The 26,132-nt window shown below is 63.2% G+C and carries 19 protein-coding genes; 15 read left to right on the top strand and 4 right to left on the bottom strand.

The annotated features are described in order from the left end of the window. Window positions 1-8: 8 nt before the first annotated feature. Window positions 9-446, top strand: coding sequence for a type II toxin-antitoxin system RatA family toxin (locus tag BX591_RS01595; protein ID WP_035546166.1), 438 nt, complete (start codon window positions 9-11; stop codon window positions 444-446). After that, window positions 443-775, top strand: a complete 333-nt coding sequence (locus BX591_RS01590) for an RnfH family protein (RefSeq protein WP_111928994.1) — start codon at window positions 443-445, stop codon at window positions 773-775. The genes BX591_RS01595 and BX591_RS01590 overlap by 4 nt, the downstream gene beginning before the upstream one ends. Here BX591_RS01590 and BX591_RS01585 read toward each other — a convergent pair. Continuing rightward, window positions 772-1,755: a DMT family transporter gene (locus BX591_RS01585; protein WP_111929345.1), complete on the bottom strand. Its 984-nt coding sequence runs from the start codon at window positions 1,753-1,755 to the stop codon at window positions 772-774. The two genes, BX591_RS01590 and BX591_RS01585, sit on opposite strands and share 4 nt — an antisense overlap. A 292-nt stretch (window positions 1,756-2,047) precedes the next feature. On the opposite strand from BX591_RS01585, the gene guaB reads away from it, so the two are divergent. The 3 genes from guaB to guaA all read left to right on the top strand — a co-directional run bounded on the left by guaB (window position 2,048) and on the right by guaA (window position 5,989). Next, complete coding sequence (guaB, locus tag BX591_RS01580) at window positions 2,048-3,508, top strand: IMP dehydrogenase (protein WP_111928993.1); 1,461 nt, start codon at window positions 2,048-2,050, stop codon at window positions 3,506-3,508. 6 nt (window positions 3,509-3,514) lie between these two features. After that, window positions 3,515-4,267 carry a hypothetical protein gene (locus tag BX591_RS01575; protein ID WP_111928992.1) on the top strand — a complete coding sequence of 251 codons (753 nt, stop codon included), beginning with the start codon at window positions 3,515-3,517 and terminating at the stop codon, window positions 4,265-4,267. Window positions 4,268-4,405: 138 nt separating this feature from the next. Next, window positions 4,406-5,989: a glutamine-hydrolyzing GMP synthase gene (gene guaA, locus BX591_RS01570; protein WP_111928991.1), complete on the top strand. Its 1,584-nt coding sequence runs from the start codon at window positions 4,406-4,408 to the stop codon at window positions 5,987-5,989. A gap of 207 nt (window positions 5,990-6,196) precedes the next feature. On the opposite strand, the gene BX591_RS01565 is transcribed toward guaA, so the two are convergent. From BX591_RS01565 to BX591_RS01555, 3 genes are all read right to left on the bottom strand, one after another. After that, window positions 6,197-7,483 carry a type II toxin-antitoxin system HipA family toxin gene (locus tag BX591_RS01565; protein ID WP_111928990.1) on the bottom strand — a complete coding sequence of 429 codons (1,287 nt, stop codon included), beginning with the start codon at window positions 7,481-7,483 and terminating at the stop codon, window positions 6,197-6,199. Then, entirely contained in the window at window positions 7,476-7,793 is a 318-nt protein-coding gene (locus BX591_RS01560) for a helix-turn-helix domain-containing protein (protein WP_111928989.1), read from the bottom strand. Before BX591_RS01560 ends, BX591_RS01565 begins: the two co-directional genes overlap by 8 nt. 452 nt (window positions 7,794-8,245) lie before the next feature. Further along, window positions 8,246-9,559: an AI-2E family transporter gene (locus BX591_RS01555; protein WP_111928988.1), complete on the bottom strand. Its 1,314-nt coding sequence runs from the start codon at window positions 9,557-9,559 to the stop codon at window positions 8,246-8,248. Between the two features lie 53 nt (window positions 9,560-9,612). On the opposite strand from BX591_RS01555, the gene BX591_RS01550 reads away from it, so the two are divergent. The 10 genes from BX591_RS01550 (at window position 9,613) to BX591_RS01505 (ending at window position 26,021) form a co-directional block, all read left to right on the top strand. After that, window positions 9,613-12,318 carry an AAA domain-containing protein gene (locus BX591_RS01550; RefSeq protein WP_111928987.1) on the top strand — a complete coding sequence of 902 codons (2,706 nt, stop codon included), beginning with the start codon at window positions 9,613-9,615 and terminating at the stop codon, window positions 12,316-12,318. Window positions 12,319-12,590: 272 nt separating this feature from the next. Beyond that, window positions 12,591-14,105 carry a sugar ABC transporter ATP-binding protein gene (locus BX591_RS01545; protein WP_111928986.1) on the top strand — a complete coding sequence of 505 codons (1,515 nt, stop codon included), beginning with the start codon at window positions 12,591-12,593 and terminating at the stop codon, window positions 14,103-14,105. Between the two features lie 16 nt (window positions 14,106-14,121). Beyond that, entirely contained in the window at window positions 14,122-15,147 is a 1,026-nt protein-coding gene (locus BX591_RS01540; protein WP_111928985.1) for an ABC transporter permease, read from the top strand. A 100-nt stretch (window positions 15,148-15,247) separates the two neighbouring features. Continuing rightward, on the top strand, window positions 15,248-16,189 hold the full coding sequence (locus BX591_RS01535) for an ABC transporter substrate-binding protein (RefSeq protein ID WP_111928984.1): 942 nt from the start codon (window positions 15,248-15,250) through the stop codon (window positions 16,187-16,189). Between the two features lie 123 nt (window positions 16,190-16,312). Continuing rightward, window positions 16,313-17,617, top strand: coding sequence for an L-fuconate dehydratase (locus BX591_RS01530; RefSeq protein WP_111928983.1), 1,305 nt, complete (start codon window positions 16,313-16,315; stop codon window positions 17,615-17,617). A gap of 298 nt (window positions 17,618-17,915) precedes the next feature. Further along, on the top strand, window positions 17,916-18,308 hold the full coding sequence (gspI, locus tag BX591_RS01525; protein ID WP_244146903.1) for a type II secretion system minor pseudopilin GspI: 393 nt from the start codon (window positions 17,916-17,918) through the stop codon (window positions 18,306-18,308). After that, window positions 18,292-18,954 (top strand): PulJ/GspJ family protein, encoded by a 663-nt coding sequence (locus tag BX591_RS01520; protein WP_111928981.1) that lies wholly within the window; start codon window positions 18,292-18,294, stop codon window positions 18,952-18,954. The genes gspI and BX591_RS01520 overlap by 17 nt, the downstream gene beginning before the upstream one ends. Window positions 18,955-19,282: 328 nt before the next feature. Further along, on the top strand, window positions 19,283-21,439 hold the full coding sequence (locus BX591_RS01515) for a tetratricopeptide repeat protein (protein ID WP_244146904.1): 2,157 nt from the start codon (window positions 19,283-19,285) through the stop codon (window positions 21,437-21,439). A gap of 50 nt (window positions 21,440-21,489) precedes the next feature. Continuing rightward, on the top strand, window positions 21,490-23,754 hold the full coding sequence (locus BX591_RS01510; protein ID WP_111929343.1) for a tetratricopeptide repeat protein: 2,265 nt from the start codon (window positions 21,490-21,492) through the stop codon (window positions 23,752-23,754). A gap of 59 nt (window positions 23,755-23,813) precedes the next feature. After that, window positions 23,814-26,021 (top strand): tetratricopeptide repeat protein, encoded by a 2,208-nt coding sequence (locus BX591_RS01505; RefSeq protein WP_111929342.1) that lies wholly within the window; start codon window positions 23,814-23,816, stop codon window positions 26,019-26,021. The last annotated feature ends 111 nt before the right edge of the window (window positions 26,022-26,132 follow it).

Raw genomic sequence — 26,132 nt, 5'->3', positions numbered from 1 at the left:
TTCAATTTATGGCAGATGTCCAGAAAACCGTGTTGATCCGCCATTCGGCGGAACAGATGTTCGACCTCGTCACCGACGTCGCCGATTACCCCAACTTCCTGCCCTGGTGCGGAGGTGTCGAAATCCGCCGTCAGGACGAAAACGGCATGGAAGCGAAGATCGATATCAACTTCAAGGGCATCAAGCAGCACTTCGCCACGCGCAACAGTATGGAGCGGCCCACGCGCATCGATATGGAATTCGCGGATGGCCCGTTTCGCAAATTCACGGGCTTCTGGCGCTTCACGCCGCTGCGGGCGGACGCCTGCAAGATCGAATTCGCGCTGCACTACGAATTCACCAACATCATTCTCGAGAAGATCATCGGGCCGGTGTTCAGCCACATTGCCAACACCTTCGTCGAATCGTTCGTGAAGCGCGCCGACGTGCGCTACGGTAAGGCATGAGCGCGCGCTTGTCGATCGAAGTCTGTTATGCGCTGCCGGACCAGCAGACGCTGATCGCTGTCGATTTGCCCGAGGGCGCCACGCTGCAGCAGGCGCTCGACGCGAGCGGTATCTTGCGGCGCTTTCCGCGCATCGATCTGAGCACCCAGAAAGTGGGCGTGTTCGGCAAGATCAAGGCGCTGGATGCGGTGCTGACCGATCATGACCGCGTGGAGATTTACCGGCCGCTGCTGGTGGATCCGAAGCTGTCGCGGCAACGGCGCGTCGAGAAGACCCGCAAGGCGGGTTCGATCGAAGGGCGGCGCTGGCAGAACCGGGATTCGCGCTAGGCGTGTCCCGCGGCATCGCTTTGGCGGCGGTTCAGCGGCGCCGCGCCGGACGAATCGTCGTCCGCATGCTGGCGCACCGACCAGCACACGCCCGCCACCAGCAACAGAATCGCCGCGAGTTCCAGCGGACGCGGCAGGCGCTGGTCGTAAATGAACGCGTAAAGCAGCGCGAACAGCGTCTCGAACACGATCATCTGGCCAGAGAGTGTCAGCGGCAAACGCTTCGACGCGGCGTTCCAGAGTCCATTGCCGAGCCACGAGGCACCGACCGCGACCGCCAGATTCAGCATCCAGAACAGATGCCAGCGGCCGTCCGCCAGTTCGCCCTGCGGGCCGCCTGAGGGCAGCACGGCCACCACCAGCCACAGCGCCGCGCCGAGCGCGCCGGTCACCACGCCCCACAGCAGCGACCATTCATTGCCGCTGAAATGCGTCTGACGCTGCAGATAGCGGGCGTTTTCGACCGCGAACCAGGTCCAGCAGCCGAGCGCGCCCACCGCGCAGGCGAGGCCGATCAGCTTGGTGCCGATGCTCACCGGCGTGGCGTCGGTAACCGTGAACACGTCGACGTTGATGCAGACGATGCCGGCCATCACCATCGCGAGCGGCCAGGCGAGACGGGTGAGCGGCACCGCGCCGTGATCGCGCCGGCCGAGCAGCGTGACGGTAACCGGCAACACGCCGACGATTAGCGAGGCCGGCGCGATTCCGATCAGATGAACGGCCGCGGTCAGCAGCAGGTAATAGAGCAGGTTGCCGGCCAGCGCCAGCTTCACCAGCGCGGCGAGATCCTCGCGGGTCAGGCGTTTGGCGAGCGAGCGCGCCATCGGCAGGGCGGCCGCCAGCGAGACGAGGCCGTACATCGTGTAGCGGCCGGCGCTCAGCAGCAGCGGCGAAAAATCGGGCAGCACGCGCGGCACCAGAAACACCATCCCCCATAAGGCCCCGGCCATTACTCCATATGCCACACCGCGCTGCATCGACTGCCCCTGCAAGAAAACTGGAATGGTCGGGAGAATAGCGGTTCGAGCCGCGAACTGTCTTGTCCGATTCTGCACTCGAATGGCAAATCGCCGCTTTCGAGCCTCCCGGCGGCGCTTTGGGTCCGAACGCGCAAACGAAACCGGATCGAACCCGAGGCGAACGGAGAAGCGAAATCGGCAAGCCGTTTATCGCGAAAAAAATCGCCCGAAATTCGCTAAGCTGCTGTTCGTGCAGTGAAAACCGGGGAGGTATCGCGTATAATCTGCTTTTGCGCCTATAGGATTTGCCATGCGTCTGATCCAAACAGCACTCACGTTCGATGACGTGCTCCTCGTCCCGGCCTTCTCCGATGTTTTGCCGCGCGACACCAGCCTCAAGACCCGGCTGACCCGCAACATCTCCCTGAATATGCCGCTCGTGTCCGCCGCCATGGACACCGTCACCGAAGCCCGTCTCGCGATCGCGATGGCGCAAATGGGTGGCGTGGGCATCATCCATAAAAATCTCACGCCGGCCGAACAGGCGCGTGAAGTTGCCAAGGTCAAGCGCTTCGAATCGGGCGTCGTGCGCGATCCGATCACGGTGCCGCCGCAAATGAAGGTGCGCGACGTGATCGCGTTGTCGCAGCAGCATGGCATTTCGGGCTTCCCGGTCGTCGAAGGTGCGCAACTGATCGGTATCGTCACGAACCGCGACCTGCGCTTCGAAGAGCGTCTGGACGAGCCGGTGCGCAACATCATGACGCCGCGCGAACGCCTCGTCACTGTCAAGGAAGGCACGCCGCTCGCCGAAGCCAAGGCGCTGATGCACAGTCACCGCCTCGAGCGCGTGCTGGTCATCAACGACGCATTCGAACTGCGCGGCCTGATGACGGTGAAAGACATCACCAAGCAGACCGAACACCCGGACGCCTGTAAAGACGAACACGGCAAGCTGCGCGCGGGCGCGGCGGTCGGCGTCGGCGCGGACAACGAAGAGCGCGTGGAGCTGCTGGTGCAGGCGGGTGTCGACGTGATCGTCGTCGATACCGCGCACGGTCACAGCAAGGGCGTGCTCGAGCGCGTCCGTTGGGTCAAGCAGAACTTCCCGCACGTCGAGGTAATCGGCGGCAACATCGCCACCGCCGCGGCGGCAAAGGCGCTCGTCGAATACGGCGCGGACGGCGTGAAGGTCGGTATCGGCCCGGGTTCGATCTGCACGACGCGGATCGTCGCCGGGGTCGGCGTGCCGCAGGTCACCGCAATCTCGAACGTGTCCGAAGCGCTGAAGGGCACCGGCGTGCCGGTGATCGCCGACGGCGGTGTGCGTTTCTCGGGCGACGTCAGCAAGGCGCTGGCCGCCGGCGCGAACGCCGTGATGATGGGCAGCATGTTCGCCGGCACCGAAGAAGCGCCGGGCGACGTGTTCCTGTATCAGGGCCGTCAGTACAAGTCTTACCGGGGCATGGGTTCGGTCGGCGCGATGAAAGACGGCGCGGCGGACCGCTACTTCCAGGACAACTCCGCGAACATCGACAAGCTGGTGCCGGAAGGTATCGAAGGCCGCGTCGCCTACAAGGGCTCGGTCAACGCGATCCTGTTCCAGCTGATCGGCGGCGTGCGTGCCAGCATGGGTTATTGCGGCTGCCGCACCATCGACGAGATGAACGACAAGGCCGAGTTCGTGCAGATCACGGGCGCGGGCTTGCGCGAGTCGCACGTGCACGACGTGCAGATCACCAAGGAAGCGCCCAACTACCACGTGGACTAAACGCCAATGAAGCCATTGCTGCGCGCTGTACTCATTCTCGATGCCTTGCTGCTGCTCGCGTTCGGCCTGCTGTTCCTGCTGACGCCCTGGACTTCGTTGTACAACGCGCTGCTGCTGGTGCAAACCCAGCCGGCTCTGGTCGGCCAGGGGTTTGGCGTGGCGCTGATCGGGCTCGCGTGGCTGGCGTTTCACGCGTCGATCGACGGGGCGTTGACCTCGACGGTCGCCAAGGTGGTCGGCCATGTGAACTGGCTGACCGGCGTGCTGATGCTGGTCTGGTTGCTCGGCTTGCATACGCCGGCGCTGACCGGCTTCGGGCAGATCGTCGCGGTACTGACCGGTGTGGTGTTGCTGGTGATCGGTCTGGGTGGCGTGCGCCTGTCGGGCGCGGTCAGGCGGCGTGAGAAGGAGCGGGTGGCGGAAGCCGCCGCGGCCGGGCGTGCTGAAAAGCAGGCCGCCAAAGACGCAGCGAAAGACGCGGCCAACCGGCGCGAGCCGGATCGTGTGACGGCGGGTTTCCCGGTGTATCGCGCTGAACCGGCGGTGGCGCCGGTCGTCGAGCCGGTGGTTCCGGTGGTGCCTGTCACGCGGCCGGTGGAACCCGTTTCATCAACCGGGACGTTCCGTCCGGCAGTCGATGAAGCCGCTCTGACGCCGTCCGAAAGGGCAGCGCGGGCCGACACCGCCATCGCTCGCGACGAAGCCCGCAACGCCGCCGCAGACGCGGCTGGCGCCCCCCGTCCGCCGTTTCATGGCTGAGCTCGCGCCGCGCCCACGCCAGCTCGCATCAGCTTGCCGCTTCACGCCCGCTCGTCCCCCCGTGGACCGCTTTGAATTCAACGCCGCGCCTTGCGCGCGGCATCTTATATCCGCTCACTTTTGACTCCGTCCGCTGCCATGCACGACAAGATCCTGATTCTCGACTTCGGTTCGCAAGTCACCCAACTGATTGCACGTCGCGTTCGCGAAGCCAACGTGTATTCGGAAATCCATCCGTACGACGTCGATGCGTCGTTCATTCGCGACTTCGCGCCGAAGGGCGTGATTCTGTCGGGCGGCCCGAGTTCGGTCACCGAAAGCGACACGCCGCGCGTGCCGCAAGCGGTGTTCGAACTCGGCGTGCCGGTGCTCGGCATCTGCTACGGCATGCAAGCCATGGCCGCGCAACTGGGCGGCAAGGTCGACAACGGCCATCTGCGTGAATTCGGTTATGCCGAAGTGCGCGCGCGTAACCATACGAGCCTGCTGGAAGGCATCAGCGACTTCACCACGCCCGAAGGTCACGGCATGCTGAAGGTGTGGATGAGCCACGGCGACAAGGTGCTGGAAATGCCGCCGGGTTTCGCGCTGATGGCTTCGACGGAATCGTGCCCGATCGCGGCGATGGCCGACGAAGCGCGGCATTTCTACGGCCTGCAATGGCATCCGGAAGTCACCCACACCGTGCAGGGCCGCGCGATGATCGAGCGCTTCGTGCTGCAGATCTGCGGCGCGCGGGCCGACTGGGAAATGGGCAACTATATCGACGAAGCCGTCGCGAAGATTCGCGAGCAGGTCGGTGAGGAACACGTGATCCTGGGGCTGTCGGGCGGCGTGGATTCGTCGGTGGCGGCGGCGCTGCTGCATCGCGCGATCGGCGATCAGCTCACCTGCGTGTTCGTCGACCACGGCCTGTTGCGTCTGAACGAAGCCGAGCAGGTCATGGCGCTGTTTGCCGATAACCTCGGCGTGAAGGTGATTCACGTCGACGCGAGCGAAGTGTTCCTGCGCAAGCTGACCGGCGTGACCGATCCGGAAGCGAAGCGCAAGATCATCGGCGCGGAATTCGTCGAGGTGTTCCAGAGCGAAGCCGGCAAGCTGAGCGACGCGAAGTGGCTCGCGCAAGGCACGATCTATCCGGACGTGATCGAATCGGCCGGCAAGGGCAAGAAGGGCACGCATACCATCAAGAGCCACCACAACGTGGGCGGCCTGCCGGAGACGCTGAACCTGAAGCTGCTCGAACCGTTGCGCGAACTGTTCAAAGATGAAGTCCGCGTACTCGGCGTGAAGCTCGGTTTGCCGCCGTCGATGGTGTATCGCCACCCGTTCCCGGGCCCGGGTCTGGGCGTGCGGATTCTCGGCGAAGTGAAGCGCGATTTCGCGGATCTGCTGCGTCGCGCGGACGCGATTTTTATCGAGACCCTGCGTACCACGATCGACAAGGAAACCGGCAAGTCGTGGTACGACCTGACGAGCCAGGCGTTCGCGGTGTTCCTGCCGGTGAAGAGCGTGGGGGTGATGGGCGACGGGCGTACTTACGAGTACGTGGTCGCGTTGCGCGCGGTGCAGACGCTGGACTTCATGACCGCGCATTGGGCGCATCTGCCGCATGAACTGCTGGGGCATGTGTCGAACCGCATTATTAATGAAGTGCGGGGGATTAACCGGGTGGTGTATGACATTTCGGGGAAACCGCCGGCGACGATCGAGTGGGAGTGAAATCAGGTCTTTCGGGGCGATCGCCGGCCAGCGAAACAGGTTGGCGGTAAGAACCCGAGGCACGATCAAGATCCTCCCGTTTGCTATGCAGACCAAAAGCCGTCTCTCACAGCAAAAATCTGTTCGGGACGCGGCGGCCTGCTCGCAGGCCGCCCGGATCGAGGAACGGCAGCCACACCGCTGCCAGCCCACCGTCTCCATCCGAGGTCACCTGCGACTACGGGCCTTGTCACCCTGGCGCAGCAGGGCAACGTTCCGGTCAATCTGATTCTGGATCGTGCGCAGGGTGTCTCGAGTAATGACCCCAGGGTAAAGATCTTCGGCGATGGCTGCAAACTGGCTGGCCACGTCGCAAATACCGTCGATGATCCTGCCGGCAAGCTCCGGCGCCATCTCAGCTTCCGCGGCTAGCCGAAGCATGTCTGCGCGCGGAATCGCGAGTGCCTGTCCCATGACGTCCATCTGGTGGTATCCATGTGGTCCCTCGCAGTACGTTACGTCGTAAGCGGGGGCCAGCTTCCACTTGCCATCCGGCGACATGAGATAGGCGAAGTTCTTGGGGTGATCGTCTCTATTGTTGAGCGCGACGTTAAAGACGGCACGCTCGTAGGCCAGCGCCATCTCTCGCACATCGTTCGTACACATCTGCGTTGCACGCAGGAAATTGACGTAGTCCAGTACCCCTGGCGTCCGGTAATCGGCACCTGTAAAGGCCGCGAGGCTTTGCATCGGTATCCGCAGACCATCCTGGCGGTCAAAGCGCCTGCTGGCAAAGGCTGCCAACCCATTCGGAAGTTCGAAATACTGCGTGTCGGGGGTCTCGATGCCGCACAAGCGCAGGCAGTGGGCGTAGACCATTTCGATAGCGCACACCTCCGCATGCTCTTCTTTGGCGGGAAACTTTACCAACCATGCTTCAAACCCCGGGGTTACGGCGGTAGTCAACCCGCCCGTCCGGGGATCGCGATAGACCAGGGCCTTTGGCCTGGCGCCTTGGGGCGAGCCGCCTACCAGCAGCAAGGTTTGCAGGAACTCGCCACCTTCGCCTTGGAGCACGTCCTGCACTTCAGCGGCAAGCTGTTCCAGAGGGATATGCACCGCTAGTTCCTGCGCTTCGGGCGCCACGGGCTCGAACGTCATGGCACCCATTGCATTGCTACCGATGTAGGCCAGTCGTTCCAATGGACCAATGCGCGCCGTGGTGAGGCCGCGCCGCCTGAACAGGCGATCCATCAGCAACATGCCCCAACCGTCAGGCAACGAGTCATAGACCGGTCCTGGCAGGTCCAGTTGGTGAAGCGGAAAATTTCGGCGCAAATGGGGCCCCGCCAACGGCAGCATGTAAGCGGACAGCTCAAGTCCCCGTTGCCTGGCGTCATTGCCGTACTCGAATGCAACCTGGGGACGACCCGTGAGAGCGGTGGTAGACACCAGCGTGCCCCATTGCCATCGCTCACCCCAACCTTCGTAGTAGACGTTCACCTGGTCAGGCATTGCCGGGCTTCCTCTTGATACGTTGACGATTGGCGCTGTTTTCGTAGCGGCGAATGTCCTCGATGCTGTCCAGTTTGGGCAGGAACAGGGCTTCGAGCTCCTTGGTTCTACCAAGGGCCATTGCCATGCGAACTACGTTCTCGAATCCGACATTGCGCCCGGCTTCCAGATTGGACACGGTATTGGTACCGATCCCGGCACGTCCGGCCAGGTCGGCTTGCGTCATCCCCTGCGCCAGCCGCTCTGTGCGTAGGCGCTCGCAAAGTCGCTTGACGACCTCGCCGGGTTTGCTGAAGCTTAAATCCAACATGATGTGTACCCAGGTGAATTTTTGCCAGTTAACACCCTAAATTGTAGAATTATCCTTGGTTTGGATCAAGTTGTTTAATTCCCCGATTTTGTAGTTTATGACGAAAAATCCCGTATAAAACGCGTTTTATCGGATTTATCTGCGGCTTCGTTGCCGGTGGGGATTGGGTAGGCCGATCACGCCTGGGCGGCATCGGCTGGCGACGGTGAAAGATGGGTGAACTGCGAATGGACCTTCGGGAAATCGGAAGAGTCACGGGGTAGATGACGCAGCTTGCGGTTCTTTGTCAGCCTGGAAAGCGCGTGGTTTTCCCATCCTGGGCACAGGCAAAAGATCGGCGCCCACCGCGGTGAACGCGACGCCAATGCGCGTCTCGATCACAGTCAATTCCTTTGACGACGAATGCAAAAAACATGGCGCGACACCCGACCCAACCTTACCCCGTCCGCGCACTAACCACCGGGCAATTGCGCATCCACCGCATCCACTGCATCCGGCACCCCATCGTGCGACATCAGAATCGCTAGCCAGCGAGTACTTTCGAACTGCGCCGCGATCACCATCATCAGCACCGTCAACGGCGTCGCGAGAATGGCGCCCGGCACGCCCCACAGAAGCGTCCAGATGCCCAGCGCGAAGATCCCGATCAGCGGGTCCGTATTGGTACTTTTGGCCTGGACTTTCGGCATGATGAGGTTGTGTGCGATCTGGAACACCGCCAGCACGATCACGAACACCCCCAGCGGCACGGCGACCGATCCGCTATGAATAGCCGCGAATACCGCGGGCACGACGCTCGCCACGAACGGGCCGACCACCGGCATGAAGGCCAGAAGAAACACCGTCACCGACCAGAACGCCGTATCCGGCAATTCGGCAAAGCGAAACACAGCCGCGGAAATCGCCGCAATCGCCAGGTTGATCGCGGTCTGCGAAACCAGGTAGGCCTGCACTCTGCGTGTGATTTTGGAGAGCACCACGCGCTGCGAGTTGGCTCGCGCTTCGTTGGTGGTGGCCTTGATGATCTTGGGATCGGCGTCGCTTCCTGGGCCAAGCAGCATGAACACGAAGAAGAACAACGTCAGGAATGCTTTCGATACGGCGTCGCCCACCCCGGCCGCGAGACCATGCTCCAACGCGGGGAAATCGACTAATCCCAGCACGCTCGCCAGATCGAACTTGCGTCCAAATCCCACGCTAACCGATCGAATCAGACTGTCGAGTTGAGCCGGGATCACGGGCGCCTGTTTGATCAGATCGCTCATGCCCTGGAGGATGACGATAAAAATGCTATAGGCGCTAAAGCCGACGATCGCGGCGGTCGCAACGAGTATCAGCCACTTGGGCGCACGAGGCAGCAAGCGGATCACCAGCGAGACGATGCCGGCAATGAGAATCCGCAGTAACACCGCCAGAAAGAATGGCACGAGCACCGGCCGCAAAAAATAGAGAATCGCCAGACCGGCTGCCACGCCGGTAGTGGTCTGTGCGACAGAGCCCGGTGTTGTCGTCATGATTAAATCTTCTCGATGGTTCAAGCCAGCAAGCGCACGCCAGAGGTCGTGCGCCTTTTCCGTCGGCGAGGATATCAGGAATGGCCTGATGAGAGGGCGCCCGGCTGACAGTCTTATCGCAAAGGGCCGTACACTCTTGGCGGTGAAATTTCGGCTGAATTCAGAAGTCTCAATATCGATTGACGAGCTTCCTCGCCGATAAAAAAATACGACCGACCAAACTATCGATTGCCGAAATAATGCGGTGTGCATCGTTTAACGACTGCTCGGCGCAGGCGCAATTGAATAACGCCGCATAGGGGCATATGGTTTCCATCTGGGTGAACGGTGAGGATAAAACGAGTCAGATCAAGGACTGGAAAATATCGTGGGACCCGCTGCAGGAAGAGCTGGTGCTGACATGCTTCTTTCCGTCACGCAAGCCGGATACACATCCAGTCAGACATTGCCGGATCGAGCCAACGGAAGTGAAGGAGAGCCCGTTCCTGTCGAAAGCAGGGGGCACCGTATGCACGGCAGTCCACCGCGTGGTGATCTACGGGCGTAAATTTGCCGCCGTTCAGTATCGCGAGAATCGGAGGTTCTACGTAATGCCTGCCGACGGCCACACGTTCAACGGCAAAACGACGATCAAGGACGAGGCGATATTCGGCTACTTCGTCGCCGTGGCGCAAGCCCGGGTCAAGCAGGCGAATGCACAGAGCCAGCCCATCGCCGAGAACGTCCTGCGTCAACTGACGAAGCTGCTTCCGCACGAGGACACCGCGCTACAAGCCTACTGCACGGGACGGAACCAGTCGCGGGCGTCGGCGGGAAATTTCATTTACCCTTTCGGCATCAACCAGAGCCAGTTGCAGGCGGTCGAGCGGGCATTCGCCTCGCAAATCAGCCTGATCGAAGGACCGCCCGGCACCGGGAAGACGCAAACGATATTGAACATCGTCGCCAATATCGTGCTGCGGGGAAACAGCGTCGCTATCCTGTCCAATAACAACGCCGCGGTGGGAAACGTTTACGAAAAACTGGGCAAGGCAGGCCTCGATTATGTGGTCGCAAGACTAGGCAACGAAAAAAACCGCACGGACTTCTTCAACGCCGTTCCCACGGTGCCCACCGAAGCGCCCGCGCCCGCGCCATCCATGGATCGGATTCAGGCCGTTCTACAGGAACTCAAGCAGTATCTTGGTGCGCACAACGAGGTAGCGCGACTACAGGCGGAGATCGATGAGTTGGCCATCGAGCAACGCTATCTGCAGCAGTGGCAGCGCGACAACGAACTGGCGCCGCTCGTTTCGCTGGATAAATACCGGCTGTCGCCGCGCAAATCTTCGGAATTGATGGCCTATCTGGCCTATCTTGCCGAAAACCGCATCAGGCTCAAAGACAGGATCGAGCTGTTGCTCAATTTCAGAATATTGCGCACGAAATCCTTCGACGACGGAGAGAAGCGCATGTCGGTGATCCATGCGTTGCAGCTTCACTTCTATGAGAAAGCGCTGCAGGATAAACAATCGGCATTGGCCGGTTATCAGAAAGCATTGGAGCGTGGCAATTTCAATACATTGCTGGCTGATCTGACTAACGGATCGATGGCGTATCTCAAGCAGCATCTTTACCAACATATTCCGCGTCAGGAACAATTCGATTCGACCAGTTACAGAAAGGAATTCGAAGCGTTCGTGAAGCGTTTTCCGATAATCGGCAGTGGCACGCATTCCATCGTCAATACGCTGGCCAGCGATTCGATTCTCGACTACGTCATTATCGACGAGGCGTCCCAGCAGGACATCGTGCCGGGAATCCTGGCACTGGGGTGTGCAAGAAACCTGATCATCGTCGGCGACAGAAAGCAGCTGCCGCATATTCCGGCGAAGCTGGGCATCGAAGCGCCCGCCGAAATCTACGATTGCGACAAACACAGTCTGCTCGATTCGTGTGTCGCTGTTTTCAAGGATTCGATTCCGGTGACGCTGCTGAAAGAGCACTATCGGTGTCACCCGCGAATTATCCAGTTCTGTAACCAGCAGTTTTACGACAACCAGCTGGTGCCGATGACGCAAGACGGTGGCGAACAGTCGTTGAAGCTGCTCGTCACGGGAAAGGGAAATCACACGCGCAACAATGCGAATCTCAGAGAGCTGGATTCTCTGCTCGAAACGCTCAAATCGGATGGAGAGATCGACTGGGACAGCGAGAACAGCAGGGGATTCATTGCCCCTTACAACGCCCAGGTCGGACTGTCCCGCACGCATTTGCCGGCCGATTTCGTCAAGGAAACCGTCCACAAGTTTCAGGGGCGCGAATGCGACGAGATTGTCTTTTCCACCGTGCTGGACAAAAAACGCAGAAGTCAGCAAAGCCTGGGTTTTGTGGACGACGCTCACCTGGTCAACGTGGCGGTATCGAGAGCGAAGAACAGGTTCACCCTGGTAACGGGCGATGATGTCTTTGCCGCGAACAACGGGCACATCGCCGCACTCGTGCGGCATATCGAGTACTACGCGGACGAAGCACAGATCCATCGCGCTCCTGTCGTGTCGGCTTTCGATCTGCTGTACAAGGAATACGATCAGTCGCTGGAAAGACTCAATACAAGGCTGCGGCCCGACGATTCGAAATTCAAGTCCGAGCAGATCGTCGCGCAGATACTGCGTGAAGCACTGTCACAGGAGGCTAATCGGGCGGTGATGTTCCACACGCAGATTGCCCTGAATCAACTGGTCTCGGCAGCCAACGTCGCATTGACGGCGCAGGAGCGGAAATACATGCAGAACCGTGCCAGTTGTGACTTCGTGCTGTATTTCAAGGTGGGTAAAACGCCCTTGGGCGTGATCGAGGTCGACGGCGGCTACCACGACAAGCCGGAGCAGGTCGCGCGGGATGCATTGAAAAACAGCATCCTCAGGAAAGGCAACCTTCCGTTGCTCCGGTTGCCGACGGTCGCAAGCCATATCGAGGAAAAGGTGGCTGCGTTTCTGGCCCAATGGACCAGCGGCATATCGATCGCCTGAGCGGGTCGGAACTGGCTGGTTAGTCAGGCAATCGGGCCGCCACGCAACTATCCGGCGCGGCAGGTCGTTTGCCCCACCTCCGGGAATGCCCCGCCTTGAGCCTCCACCGCCCACCAGCGTAGAATCGTCGCACATCGATTTGGGAGTCCAGCAATGCGTCTGGTTTCTCGTGGCGATTTCCTTCACCCAACCCGGTCACACCCGGCGTTTTCTCGACCTGCCTCTCGCGTAGAGGTTCGCGGTCGTTGCGGATTTGTCGTCAGATCCGCGCCATGATCCCACTGATTTCCGTCAGAAAGCTCAGCAAGAGCTTCCCCGGCGTACGAGCGCTTCACGAGGTCCAGCTCGAACTCATGACCGGTGAAGTCCACGCGCTGATGGGCGAAAACGGCGCGGGCAAATCGACCTTAATGAAAATTCTCGCCGGCGTGTACACCCGCGACAGCGGCGACATCCTCGTCGACGGCGAGCCGGTCGACTTTCAAAGCCCACGCGACGCACAAGCCGTCGGCGTCGGCATCATTCATCAGGAACTCCAACTGATGAACCACCTGAGCGTCGCGCAGAACATCTTCATTGGCCGCGAACCGCGCGGACGCCTCGGCGTGTTCCTCGACGAAGACAAGCTCAACGCACAGGCGCGCGACATTCTCGGCCGCATGCACGTGAACATCGACCCGCGCGCGCTGGTCGGCTCGCTCACCGTCGCCAAACAGCAAATGGTCGAAATCGCCAAGGCGTTGTCGTTCGATTCACGCGTGCTGATCATGGACGAACCGACCTCGGCCCTCAACGACGCCGAAATCGCCGAACTGTTCCGCATCATCCGCGAGCTGAAGAGCCGGGGCGTGGGCATCGTCTACATTTCCCACAAAATGGACGAGCTCAAGCAGATCGCCGACCGCGTGACCGTGTTGCGCGACGGCGAATACGTGGCCACCGTCGCGGCTGCGGACGCCAGTGTCGAAACGATCATCGGCATGATGGTCGGGCGTACGCTGACCGACGTCGAGCCACCCGGCAACGCCGCGCACAAAGGCGAGATCGCGCTCGAAGTCAAACACCTGAACGCCGGTCCGCTGGTTAGAGACGTGAGCTTCACGCTGCACAACGGCGAGATCCTGGGCTTTGCCGGCCTGATGGGCGCCGGCCGCACCGAAGTGGCCCGCGCGGTGTTCGGCGCCGATCCGATCGAATCCGGCGAAATTATCGTGCGCGGCAAACGGGCGACGATCCGCCAGCCGAGCGACGCCGTCGCGCACGGCATCGGCTATCTGTCGGAAGACCGCAAGCGCTACGGTCTCGCGACCGGCATGGACGTCGAGTCGAATATCGTCATGTCCAATCTGCGCCAATTCCTGTCGCTCCATTTTTTCCTCCGACGCGCACGGATTCGCCGCACGGCTGGTCATTTCATCAAGCTGCTCGCGATTCGCACGCCGTCCGCAACGCAGCCGGTGCGCCTGCTATCGGGCGGCAATCAGCAGAAGGTCGTGATCGCCAAATGGCTCGAACGCGACTGCGACGTGCTGTTCTTCGACGAGCCCACGCGCGGTATCGACGTCGGCGCCAAAAGCGAAATCTACAAACTGCTGCGCGCGCTTGCCGCGCAAGGCAAGGCGATCGTGATGATCTCGTCGGAACTGCCGGAAATCCTGCACATGAGCAACCGCATCGTCGTGATGTGCGAAGGCCGCATTACCGGCGAACTCTCGGCCGCCGAGGCATCGCAGGAAAGCATCATGCACCTCGCGACCCAACGCGACACCTTGAAAGCAGCGGCATGAACCTCGTGAGGTCTGAATGAAGTTGCCATCGGAAACGTCGGCGTTAGCGGGCGAGGGGCGTGCCTCCGGCCTGAGAGCGCGCCTTTTCGCGCCAGCCGCGCTGCAAAAAATGCTGGCGTTCGCGAGCCTGATTTTGCTGCTGGTGTTTTTCAGTTTCGCGTCGCCGGCGTTCATGCAGATCGACAATATTCTCGGCATTCTGCAGGCCACCGCCGTCAACGGCGTGCTGGCGATTGCCTGCACGTTCATCATCATCACCGGCGGCATCGATCTGTCGGTCGGCACGCTGATGACCTTCACCGCCGTCATTTGCGGCGTGTTTCTGACCTACTGGCATCTGCCGATGTGGACCGGCGTGCTCGCCGCGATCGGCGCGGGCGCGGTGTGCGGGACCATTTCCGGCACCCTCATCGCCAAGATGAAAATCCCGCCGTTCATCGCGACGCTGGGCATGATGCTGTTGCTGAAAGGCCTCTCGCTGGTGGTCTCGGCCGACAAGCCGATCTACTTCACCGACACCGAAAACTTCTACCTGATCTCGCAGGATTCGCTGATCGCTAATGTGCTGCCGAACCTGCCGGTGCCGAACGGCGTGCTGATCCTGTTTTTTCTCGCGATCGTGAGTTCGCTCACGTTAAAACGCACGGCGCTCGGCCGCTACACGTTCGCGCTCGGCAGCAACGAAGAAGCGGTGCGTCTGTCGGGTGTCAACGTCGATCGCTGGAAGATCGCCATTTACGCGCTCGGCGGGGCCATTTGCGGCATTGCCGGTTTGTTGATCGCGTCGCGGCTGAATTCCGCTCAGCCGGCGCTCGGCCAGGGCTATGAACTCGAGGCGATCGCCGCCGTGGTGATCGGCGGCACGTCGCTGAGCGGTGGGGCGGGGACCATACTCGGCACGATCATCGGCGCCTTCATCATGAGCGTGCTGACCAACGGGCTGCGCATCATGTCGGTCGCGCAGGAATGGCAGATCGTCGTAACCGGGCTGATCATCATTCTCGCGGTGTATGCCGATATCCTGCGGCGCAGCAAGCGCTGAGGCGCCAGAAAACGAAGCCAGAAAGCGAAATCAGAACGGGGAGCGCGCAAGGGCTTCCTCATCAATGAAGGCGGTGGTCCACCTTACGAGGAGAGTTGCCATGTTGAATCGAAAACTATTCGGTGTCGTGGTCGGCGTGGGCGCGCTGGTCGGCGTGACGAATCTGGCCCGCGCGGAAGAACCGTATATTCCGCTGATCTCGAAGGGCTTTCAGCATCAGTTCTGGCAAGCCGTCAAAGCCGGCGCCGAACAGGCGGCGAAGGAACAGAAAGCCCGCATCACGTTCGAAGGTCCCGAAACCGAGGCCATGGTCGACAAGCAGATCGACATGCTGTCGGCGGCGCTGGCCAAGAAGCCCCAGGCGCTCGGCATTGCCGCGCTCGACAGTAAAGCGGCCATTCCGCTGCTGCGCCGCGCGCAGGCCGCCAAAATACCGGTGATTGCGTTCGACTCGGGCGTGGACAGCGACATTCCGCTCACCACCTGCGCGACCGACAATCTCGCTGCGGCCGCACTCGCCGCCGACAAGATGGCGGCCGCCATCGGCGATGCGGGCGAGGTGGGCCTCGTGGTCCACGACCAGACCAGCCGCACGGGCGTGGACCGTCGCGACGGCTTCCTGAACGAAATGAAGGCGAAGCATCCGAACATCAAGATCGTGTCCGTGCAATACGGCGGCGGCGACCACCTGAAGTCCGCGGAAATCGCCAAGGCGATGATTCAGGCCAATCCCAATCTGAAGGGGATTTTCGGCTCGAACGAAGGCTCGGCCGAGGGTGCTGCGATCGGCGTCAAGGAGTCGGGCAAGAAGCTCGTGCTGATCGGCTACGACTCCGGCAAGGAGCAGAAGGACGACATCAATTCCGGACTGATGCTGGGCGCGATCACGCAGAACCCGGTCGGCATCGGCAAATGCGTCGTCGATTCGGCGATGAAGGCGCTGAAGGGCGAGAAGCTGCCGAAGAAAGTCGACACCGGCTTCTACTGGTACGACAAGAGCAATATGAGCGACCCGAAGATCGCCGCCGTGCTGTATGACTGAGTTGCGCCGTCAGGGCGCAATGGGAGAGGCCGCGCGCGTGGCGCCGGCCGCTCTCTTTCTGGTTCCGTCGGGCGGGGTAGGGACAGGCGGACATCGATAGCTGTCGCTCAGGAGCGTGCGCAAGTGACTACGATCACCCACCTGTCCGTTCGGGACATCCGTTTTCCGACTTCGCGTTCGCTGGACGGCTCCGACGCGATGAACGCGGCGCCGGATTACTCCGCCACCTACGTGACGCTCGAAACCGATTCGACGCAGCCGCAAGGGCTCACCGGCCATGGCCTGACGTTTACGATCGGGCGAGGCAACGAGATCTGCGTGGCGGCGGTCAAGGCGCTAGCGCCGCTGGTCGTGGGCAAGACGCTGGAAGAGATCGCGGCGAACATGGGCGCGTTCTGGCGCGCGTTGACGTCGGACAGTCAACTACGCTGGATCGGTCCGGACAAAGGCGCGATCCATCTGGCGACCGCCGCCGTCGTGAATGCCGTCTGGGACCTGTGGGCCAAGGCGGAAGGCAAGCCGGTGTGGAAGCTGCTGGCCGACATGAGCCCGGAAGAACTCGTGCGCTGTCTCGACTTCCGTTATGTGACCGACGCGATCACGCCTCAGGAAGCGATCGCGATGCTACATCGTCATGCGTCGACACGCGGTGCGCGCGAAGCGGAAATGCTCGCGCACGGCTACCCGGCGTACACCACCTCGGCTGGCTGGCTCGGCTACGACGACGACAAGATTCGCCGCCTCGCGCGCGAAGGCGTCGCGCAGGGCTGGACGCACTTCAAGCAGAAAGTGGGCGGCAATCTCGACGAAGACATGCGCCGCGCGCGCATCCTGCGAGAAGAGATCGGCGAAAGCCGCAAGCTGATGATGGATGCGAACCAGGTCTGGGACGTCGACGAAGCGGTCGCGAACATGCGACGCCTCGCGCAATTCGACCCGTGGTGGATCGAGGAACCGACCAGCCCCGACGACATTCTCGGCCACGCGACGATCCGCGAGCGGCTCAAACCGATCGGCGTGGCGACCGGCGAGCATTGCCACAACCGGGTGATGTTCAAACAGTTGCTGCAGGCGCAGGCAATCGATTTTTGCCAGATCGACAGTTGCCGGCTCGGCGGTCTGAACGAGGTGATCGTGGTGCTGCTGATGGCGGCGAAATTCGGTGTGCCGGTGTGTCCGCATGCGGGCGGTGTCGGTTTGTGCGAGTACGTGCAGCATATTTCGCTATTCGACTACCTGTGCGTGTCGGCGTCGCTGGAGAATCGCGTGCTCGAATACGTGGATCATCTGCATGAGCATTTTGTCGATCCCGTGGTGATCCGCAATGGGCGTTATATGCCGCCGCAACGGGCGGGCTATAGCATCGAAATGCACGCGGCCTCGCTCGAGCGCTATCGTTTTCCCGATGGCGCGGCCTGGACGACCTGAGCGCGCGTTGCAACCAGCAATAACCCCCGCCGCCTCCGCGCAAAAAATGGTCCGTACCATTCGACACACCGATGCCACAGGCGGCCGTTACCGTCAGCGGACTGCTTCCCGTCTCAACCGCGCTGTGCGATGCGAATGCGGCGTCGCCGCGCAGTCGGCTGCGCTTGAGCGCTTGAGCCATCCGACGACGCGGCGGGAGCCGACCTGATCGTCTGTTCCGATCGTTTCTTCCGCGGGGAATCCGATGAGTGTCCGTCCCATAGGGCACGCGCCTGCCGCCTGGCCATGGACGCGGCCGATGTGTGCGCGCGCAACGACCGGCGCGTCCGCTGGCTTCACGCTCATCGAAGTGCTGATCGCGCTCGCGATCGTCGCCATTGCGCTGGGCGCGGTGCTGCGCGCGATCGGCTCGCTCGCGACGGATACCGACAGCGCGCGCGCCCGTTTGCTCGCGCTGTGGAGCGCCGACAATGCATTGGCCGCTATCCGCATCTCCTCCGCCTGGCCGCCCGTGGGACGCAGCACCTTCGCCTGCCCGCAGGGCCCGTATCCGTTCGTCTGCCGTCAGGTGGTGACGGCCTTCGAAAGCCCGCTGGTGCGTCAGGTGACGGTCAGCGTGTTGCCGTCCGCGTCGAGCCGCAGCGTGCTCGCCGAAGTCGTGACCGTGGTGCAGGATGAAGCGCGCCACTAATCCGCGCGGCGCGCCGCGAGCGAAGGGCTTTACGCTGATCGAGATGCTGGTCGCGATCACGCTGCTCGCCGTGATCGCGCTGCTGTCGTGGCGCGGCCTCGACGCGACAATTCGAGGACGCGACGATATCGTCGCGAACCTCGGCCAGACGCGGCTGATCGGCCGCTACTTCTCGCAGATGCAATACGACCTGCTGAACCTCGTCACCGCCGACGAGGTCTTCGGACCGCCCTTGCGAATCCGGCCCAATGAACTCGTACTGGTTCGGCACCTCGGCATCGGCAGCGGGCCGACCCAGGTGCAGGTGGTGCGCTATCAGTTGAAGGGCCGCGAACTCACACGCAGCGCTTCACAGCCGCTCGGTTCGCTCGCCGATCTCGACGACGCGCTGCAGCACATGGATCGGTTCGCGCGCATTGTCGTCAGCGACAACGCGCGCTCGATGCAACTGGCGGTATGGATCGCGCCGGACGGCTGGACCTCCAGCCAACCCGCCGTCGAGGCGGCGTACACGCGCTTTCTGTCGCAACACGGCATCAGCAACATCACGTCGCTCGGCATGCCGTTGCCGCGCGGGCTCAAGTTCACCGTCGCGCTCGGCAGTCCGCCGGTCGAATTCGTGCGGATGATTCCGATCGGGCAATGAGGCGTGCGTTAGAGGCCGTTCTCGGTTCAGTGTCGCACCGCAGACACATTGCGGTCGCGTCTCAGTTGCGTGCAGCCGCGCGCAGCCGCATTTCGCCCGATTCAATGCGATTCGCATAGTCGAGGAAATGTTCCGTAACTTTCGTCATACGCCTGTTATCGCCCGTCCCTAGTCTCGGTATGAAGCAGCCACTTTCAAAGATCGTGTCACACGATTGAAGCGGCGGCGCTTGGCGCAACATGACGAGGGGGCGAACGTGGAGGCGGGATACTCACGAGACACGCGAGCGGGTGCGCTGGGCGGAGACGCGTCGGCCGCGCGGCGCGGCGTGGCGAATTTATCGCGTGCGAGGGATTGGCATGCGACAGGGCGCTTCGACGAAGCGGCGCGCGAGTATGAAACGCTCCTCGCGAGCGACCCCGACAACTCCGAGCTGTTGCATCTCTACGGCGTGCTGCATTACCAGCGCGGCGCGGTAGCCGACGCCGAGTCGTTGCTGCGCCAATCGATTGCGTTGACGCCTACCGCGCGCGCGTTGTCCGATCTCGGCGCGGTGCTGGCCGAATCCGGACGCGCCGACGCCGGCCTCGCGCAGTTCGACGCCGCGCTGCGGCTCGATCCGCTCGACATCCAGACGCTGGTACGCAAGGGCAATACATTGACGACGCTGCGTCGCCATGCGGCGGCGCTCGACGCGTTCGACCGCGTACTGTCGATCTCGCCGCTCGTGCTCGACGCATTGTGCAATCGCGGCGGCGCGTTGCGCGCGTTGGGGCGGCGCGAGGAAGCGCTCGACACGTACGACCGCGCGCTGGTCGTCGATCCTGCGTCGTTCGAATCGTGGTTCAACCGTGGCCTGGTTCTGCGCGAATTGCAGCGTACCGCCGAAGCGCTGCAAAGCTTCGAGCGTGCGCTTGCGAGCCAGCCCGGCAATGCCGTGATGCTGTCGATGCGCGGCCTGTGTCTGGTGGACCTCGGCCGGCTGAACGAAGCGCTCGCGGCCTTCAACGAAGCCATCGCCGCCGAGCCCGGCATGATCGAGGCGCTCTACAACAGCGCGGTCGCGCTCGACCGTCTCGGGCGATCCGAAGAAGCGATCGCCCGTTGTGCACGAGTGCTCGCATTGGACCCGCACCATGCGCGCGCGTTGACCTGCCGCGCCAATGCGATGCTGCAATTGAAGCGCTACGACGCGGCGCTGTCGAACTACGACCTTGCGTTGACGCTGAACCCCGGCGCGGCCGAGATTCACTGCAACCGCGGCACGGCATTGCGCTATCTGAAGCGCTACGACGAAGCACTCGCCAGCTACGACGCAGCACTCGCGCTCGATGACCGCTTCGGCGAAGCGTGGACCAACCGCAGCAACGTGCTGCAGGATCTGCATCGTTACGACGAAGCAATGAGCGCGCTCGACACGGCGATGCAGATCAGACCGGATCACGCCACCCACTTTTTCAATCGCGGCAATCTCCACTACGACGCCGGACGCCACGACGCAGCGCAGGCCGCTTACGACCGGGCGATCGAACTGAAGACCGACTACGTCGACGCGCATTTCGCGCGGGCCTCGCTGTATCTCGCGCAAGGCGACTTCGCACGAGGCTGGGCCGGCTACGAATGGCGTTTGCGTGACGCCGAACTGGCGCGGCACTATCGCCCGTTTGCGCAACCGTTGTGGCGTGGCGACGAGCCGCTCGACGGCAAGACGATCCTGATTCACGCGGAACAGGGCTTCGGCGATACGTTGCAGTTTTGCCGCTACGCGCCGCAACTGGCGGCGTTGGGCGCGCGCGTGGTGCTCGAAGTACAGCCGGCCTTGCGCAAGCTGATGACGACGTTACCGGGCCCTGCGCAAGTGCTCGCGCGAGGCGAGCCGCTGCCGGCCTTCGACTATCAGTGTCCGCTGCTCAGCCTGCCGTTTGCGTTGCGCACGGAACTGGCGAGCATTCCCCGTCACACGCCGTATCTGCAGGCGGACCCTGAGCGCGCCCGGCAATTCGCCGAACGGCTCGGCAACGGACGTCGTCCGCGCATCGGGCTGGCATGGGCCGGCAATCCCGAGCACCGCAACGACCACCACCGTTCGATCGATTTCGCGCAGCTCGCGCCGCTGTTCGCGCTGGACGTCGACTGGATCAGTCTGCAAAAGACCGTGCGCGAGCAGGACGAGGCATGGCTCGGCGACTCGCCGATCATTCGACTCGACGATGAACTCGACGATTTCGCCGACACCGCGGCGCTGATCTATTCGCTCGATCTGGTGATCTCCGTCGACTCGGCCGTCGCGCATCTGACCGGCGCGCTGGGTCAGCCGGTCTGGGTGCTGTTGGCGGACCCGGCCGAATGGCGCTGGCTGCGCGAACGCGCGGACAGTCCCTGGTATCCCGACGCGCGGCTGTTCCGGCAAGGCACGCCGGGACAATGGGGCGGCGTGATCGAAGCGGTCAAGGCGGCCATCGGCCGGCCGGACGCGGCAGACTGAACTCGACTGAAAAACGCCGGGCGCGAGCGCGGCAACAGGGGCTGAAACACATGACATCGAATGGGGAAGGGACGACGCTCGCGATCCAGACAGATGCCGCGCGGGCGCGAGACGAGGTCCCGAAGCCCGACGCCGCGCAGCTCGACCGTCTGTTGCAACGGGCGCGCAAGGCGCACACCGGGGGCGGCCTCGACAAGGCGGAAGCCGCGTACGCCGAGTTGCTGATGCTCGACCCCGCGCATGCGGAAGCGCTGCATCTGCTCGGCGCGGTGCGTTTCCAGCAGGGACGGCTAGAGGAAGCCGATGCGTTGATGAGCCGCTCGATCGAACGGCAGCCGGTCGCGCTGGCGCTCGCCAATCACTCGGCCGTGCTGCTGGGTCTCGGGCGGACGCAAGACGCGCTGGCGCGGCTCGACGAAGCGCTCGCGCTCAATCCCGGCCATCAACGCGCGCTGTTTCAGCGCGCGGGTCTGCTCGCGCAACTCGGCCGTCACGACGATGCGCTCGCCGCGTACGACCGTCTGCTCGACATCAATCCCGGTTTCGCCGAGGCGCTGCTCAAGCGCAGCGAATCGCTGCGCGCGCTGGGGCGTTGCGCCGACGCGCTGGTCTGCTGCGACCGCGCGTTGTCGCTAGCGGGCCGCTCCTTCGACGTATTGCGCGAACGTGGACGTGTGTTGCGCGAGCTGGGCCGTTTCCAGCACGCGACGGATAACTACGGTCTGGCGTTGTCGCTCGTGCCGGGCAGTGCGGAGGTGCTGTTCCTGAGAGGCGTCGCGTTTCTCGATCTGCACGAACCCGGCAACGCGCTCGCCGATTTCAACGCGGCGATCGCGGCGAGTCCGAGTTTCGTGGATGCGATCTACAACAGTTCCGTCGCGCTGGAACAGCTTGGGCGGCATCGGGAAACCATGGCGCGTTGCGACCGCGTGCTCGCCATCGAGCCGAATCACGCCAAGGCGCACGCGAACCGGGGCAACGCGGCCTGTCATCTGGGCCGCGACGGCGACGGCGCGCAGAGCTACGCGCGCTCTCTCGACATCGAACCGGACAGCCTCGGCGTGTTGTGCAATTACGCCAGCGCGCTGATCGGCATCAAGCGTTACGAAGACGCGCGGCAGGCGTGCGAACGCGCACTCGCGCTCGAACCGGATTACGTGCCCGCATGGTTCACGCGCGGGCGCGTGTCGCTCGAAACTCACCGTTTCGAGTACGCGCTCGGCGATTTCGCGCGCGTGCTGCAAGCAACACCGCGCGACAAGCTCGCGCATTTTCACACCGGCAATGCGCTGCGTTCCTTGCGGCGTCATGAGGAAGCGAAAGCGGCTTACGCGCAGGCTATCGAAATCGATCCGGACTACGTGCTCGCCCACTGCATGCGCGCGTTTCTGTGTCTGTCGATCGGCGATTTCGAGGCCGGCTGGAGCGAATACGAATGGCGCTGGCGCGACGCGCAACTCGACGGCAGCCGCCGCGAGTTCGTGCAGCCGAGATGGACTCACGGCATGCCGCTCGCGGGCCGCACGATCCTGCTGTATGCCGAGCAGGGCCTCGGCGACACGCTGCAATTCTGCCGCTATGTGCCGCTCGTGAAGGCGCTCGGTGCAACGGTCGTGCTCGAAGTGCAGCGCGAGTTGACCGGGCTACTGGCGAGCCTCCGCGGTGTCGACGCATTGGTCGCGCGCGGCGGGCCATTGCCGCCGTTCGATCTGCATTGTCCGTTGCTGAGTCTGCCGCTCGAGTTCCGCACCGAACCGGCGTCGATTCCCGCCGAGGTGCCGTATCTGTCGGCCGATCCCACGCACATCGCGCGTTGGGCCGGGCGGCTGGGTGTGTCGCAACGGACGCAACGGCCGCGTATCGGACTCGTGTGGTCGGGCAATCCGCTGCATCTGAACGACCGCAATCGCTCGATGCCGCTCGCCGATCTGCTGCCGCTACTCGACGACGCATTCGACTGGATCAGCCTGCAAAAGATAGTGCGCGACGAAGACCAGGCAGTGCTCGCCGCGAGTGCGCTCCGTCACGTCGGCGATCAGATCGAGGATTTCGCCGACACGGCCGCGCTGACCGCGCTGATGGATTGCGTGGTGAGTGTCGATACGTCGGTTGCGCATCTTGCGGGCGCGTTGGGGCGTCCGCTTGCGGTTTTGTTGCCGCATACGCCGGACTTCCGCTGGATGCTCGATCGCGACGACAATCCGTGGTATCCGGGCGCGCGGCTGTTCCGTCAGGCCGAGGCGGGGAACTGGGCGCCGGTTGTCGAAGCCGTGAAGGCGGCGTTGCCGGCGCTCGTGAAGGGAGCGCACCGGTGAACCGGCATCAGGCGCAAGACGCCGCCTCTCCGTTCGCGCTGGTGGCGAGCGCGGGTGCCATGCAGGTGGCGATCGCCGATTCATTGCGCAATGCGCGCGCGCTGCTGGAGAAGAACGACCTCGGCGCAGCGCAGTGTCTGTACGAAGGCGTGCTGACACTATCGCCCGACAACGTCGAGGCGCTGCATCTGCTGGGACTCGTCTGTCTGCGTCAGGGTGATGCGGCGCGCGCGGAGCCGCTGATCGCACGCTCGATGCGCGCGGGCCTGCGGCAAGCCTGGAACTACACGAATCACGGCGCGGCGCTGGTCGGCGTGGGCCGTTATCGCGACGCCCTCGCCGTGCTCGACGAAGCGTTGAAACTGGACCCGGCACATCCGCCCGCTCACACGGCGGTGGGCGACGCGCTGCTGGGTCTCGAACGTTTCGACGGAGCGATCGCGGCCTACGACCGGTCGCTGCAACGCGCGCCCGCGCAAGCGCAGGCGTGGAGCCGCCGCGGCGTCGCGTTGCGCGCGCTGGGCCGGCCCGCCGATGCGTTGATCAGCCTGGAGCGCGCGTTGAAGCTCGATGCCAACGATGCCGTCACGCACGCCGAGCGCGGTCACGCGCTGCGCGAAGTCGGCCGTCATGACGAAGCGTTGCGGCAATATCGCCTCGCGATGGTGGTTTGCGGCCGTAGTGCGGCGTTGCTGCTGGCTACGGGCATCGCGTTGACGGAACTGGGGCGTGCCGCCGAGGCGCTGACGATCCTCGACGAAGGCCTGCGACTGGCACCCGACGACACGGCGCTGCTCTACGCAAGCTGCGTCGCGCTCGACATGCTGCATGCGCACGCGGAACTGCTGCGACGCTGCGACCGGTTGCTCGCCATCGATCGCGAGCAGTCGACGGCGTGGGTGGGACGCGGCAACGCATTGCTCGGGCTCGGTCGTCATCAGGAAGCGGCCGAGGCCTATAGCGAAGCGCTCAAACGCGCCCCCGACCATATCGACGCGTTGCGCAACCACGCGGCAGCGCTGCGCGCGCTCGGCCGCTACGACGAGGCGCTGGACGGCTACGACCGCGCGCTCGCGCTGACCGGTGCGCATCCGGAATTGCTGTACAACCGCGCCGTCACGTTGCAGCAGCTCTCGCGCTACGACGAGGCAATGGACAGTCACGCAGAAGCCGCCTGCGCCCCCGCCGAATCCGCACAGCATCTCTACACGCGCGCGGTCGCCTTGCAGCAGATCGGCGAACACGAAGCCGCGCTGCGCGCGTACGTGCAGGCCTGCGAACGCGATCCGCATCATGGCGCGGCGCGTCGCTCCGAGGCGTACTGTCGCTTGCTGATGGGTGACATGAAGGCCGGCTGGCCGCTGCACGAAGCGCGCTGGCACGCTACCGACGTGGCGCTGCACCGGCGTCACGCCGACCGTCCGCTCTGGCTCGGCGTCGAACCGATCGCGGGCAAGACCGTGCTGCTGCACGCGGAGCAGGGTTACGGCGACACGCTGCAATTCTGCCGCTATGCGAGCCTCGTTCATGCGAAAGGCGCGACGGTGATCCTGCAGGCGCCGCGCGAACTGGCGCCGCTGCTGGCGTCGTTGCGCGACGTGAGTTGCATCGTCAGCGAAGACGACGCGATACCGCCGTTCGATTTTCAGGTTCCGTTGATGAGCCTGCCGCTCGCTTTCCGTACGACGCTCGACACGATTCCCGCGCCGGCCGCTTATCTGCATGCCGATGCCCGGCGGCGCGATGCATGGCGTCGCCGTGTCGACGCCATCGCCACGCCGCGCAGGCTGAAAATCGGCCTCGCGTGGTCCGGCAATCCTCGCCATAACAACGACGAAAACCGCTCGCTGTCGTTCGCCGAACTCGCGCCGCTGTTCGCGCTCGATGCGACGTTCGTGAGCTTGCAACCGCAGGTGCGCGAACGCGATCGCGCCGCGCTGGCGGCGAGTGACGTCGTGTGTTTCGACGACGCGCTTGCCGACTTCGCGGACACCGCGGCGCTGATCGATGCGCTCGATGGGGTGATTACGGTGGATACGTCGGTGGCGCATCTGGCGGGCGCGGTCGGCCGGCCGGTGTGGATTCTGTTGCCGCGCGCGCCCGACTGGCGCTGGTTGCTCGAACGAGACGACAGCCCGTGGTATCCGGGCGCGCGGCTGTTCCGTCAGGCGCGGCCGGGCGACTGGCCGGCGGTGATCGAACGGGTTGGCAACGCGTTGCTCGCGATGATGCCGATGGGTGACGTCGCAGCGGCATGGAAGCGCTAGCGAAGCTGCCTGGAAGCCGCGTAGCAGCGGCATGAAAGCGGGCGCCCTGCGCCGCCCGCGGCAGCAAATGCTACGGACCATTTGAAGCGGCTCAAATGATGCGTAACAGCC

The organism is Paraburkholderia bryophila (assembly GCF_003269035.1).
Classification (GTDB): domain Bacteria; phylum Pseudomonadota; class Gammaproteobacteria; order Burkholderiales; family Burkholderiaceae; genus Paraburkholderia; species Paraburkholderia bryophila.
Note: the sequence above shows the minus strand (reverse complement) of the source record. Positions and strands in the feature narration are given on the sequence as shown.

What these genes read in the sequence shown, in the direction of transcription:
- BX591_RS01595 (WP_035546166.1), top strand. Translation starts at nt 9, where the DNA reads ATGGCAGATGTCCAGAAAACCGTGTTGATCCGCCATTCGGCGGAACAG.
- BX591_RS01590 (WP_111928994.1), top strand. Translation starts at nt 443, where the DNA reads ATGAGCGCGCGCTTGTCGATCGAAGTCTGTTATGCGCTGCCGGACCAG.
- BX591_RS01585 (WP_111929345.1), bottom strand. Translation starts at nt 1,755, where the DNA reads ATGCAGCGCGGTGTGGCATATGGAGTAATGGCCGGGGCCTTATGGGGG.
- guaB (WP_111928993.1), top strand. Translation starts at nt 2,048, where the DNA reads ATGCGTCTGATCCAAACAGCACTCACGTTCGATGACGTGCTCCTCGTC.
- BX591_RS01575 (WP_111928992.1), top strand. Translation starts at nt 3,515, where the DNA reads ATGAAGCCATTGCTGCGCGCTGTACTCATTCTCGATGCCTTGCTGCTG.
- guaA (WP_111928991.1), top strand. Translation starts at nt 4,406, where the DNA reads ATGCACGACAAGATCCTGATTCTCGACTTCGGTTCGCAAGTCACCCAA.
- BX591_RS01565 (WP_111928990.1), bottom strand. Translation starts at nt 7,483, where the DNA reads ATGCCTGACCAGGTGAACGTCTACTACGAAGGTTGGGGTGAGCGATGG.
- BX591_RS01560 (WP_111928989.1), bottom strand. Translation starts at nt 7,793, where the DNA reads ATGTTGGATTTAAGCTTCAGCAAACCCGGCGAGGTCGTCAAGCGACTT.
- BX591_RS01555 (WP_111928988.1), bottom strand. Translation starts at nt 9,559, where the DNA reads ATGCACACCGCATTATTTCGGCAATCGATAGTTTGGTCGGTCGTATTT.
- BX591_RS01550 (WP_111928987.1), top strand. Translation starts at nt 9,613, where the DNA reads ATGGTTTCCATCTGGGTGAACGGTGAGGATAAAACGAGTCAGATCAAG.
- BX591_RS01545 (WP_111928986.1), top strand. Translation starts at nt 12,591, where the DNA reads ATGATCCCACTGATTTCCGTCAGAAAGCTCAGCAAGAGCTTCCCCGGC.
- BX591_RS01540 (WP_111928985.1), top strand. Translation starts at nt 14,122, where the DNA reads ATGAAGTTGCCATCGGAAACGTCGGCGTTAGCGGGCGAGGGGCGTGCC.
- BX591_RS01535 (WP_111928984.1), top strand. Translation starts at nt 15,248, where the DNA reads ATGTTGAATCGAAAACTATTCGGTGTCGTGGTCGGCGTGGGCGCGCTG.
- gspI (WP_244146903.1), top strand. Translation starts at nt 17,916, where the DNA reads ATGTGTGCGCGCGCAACGACCGGCGCGTCCGCTGGCTTCACGCTCATC.
- BX591_RS01520 (WP_111928981.1), top strand. Translation starts at nt 18,292, where the DNA reads ATGAAGCGCGCCACTAATCCGCGCGGCGCGCCGCGAGCGAAGGGCTTT.
- BX591_RS01510 (WP_111929343.1), top strand. Translation starts at nt 21,490, where the DNA reads ATGACATCGAATGGGGAAGGGACGACGCTCGCGATCCAGACAGATGCC.
- BX591_RS01505 (WP_111929342.1), top strand. Translation starts at nt 23,814, where the DNA reads ATGCAGGTGGCGATCGCCGATTCATTGCGCAATGCGCGCGCGCTGCTG.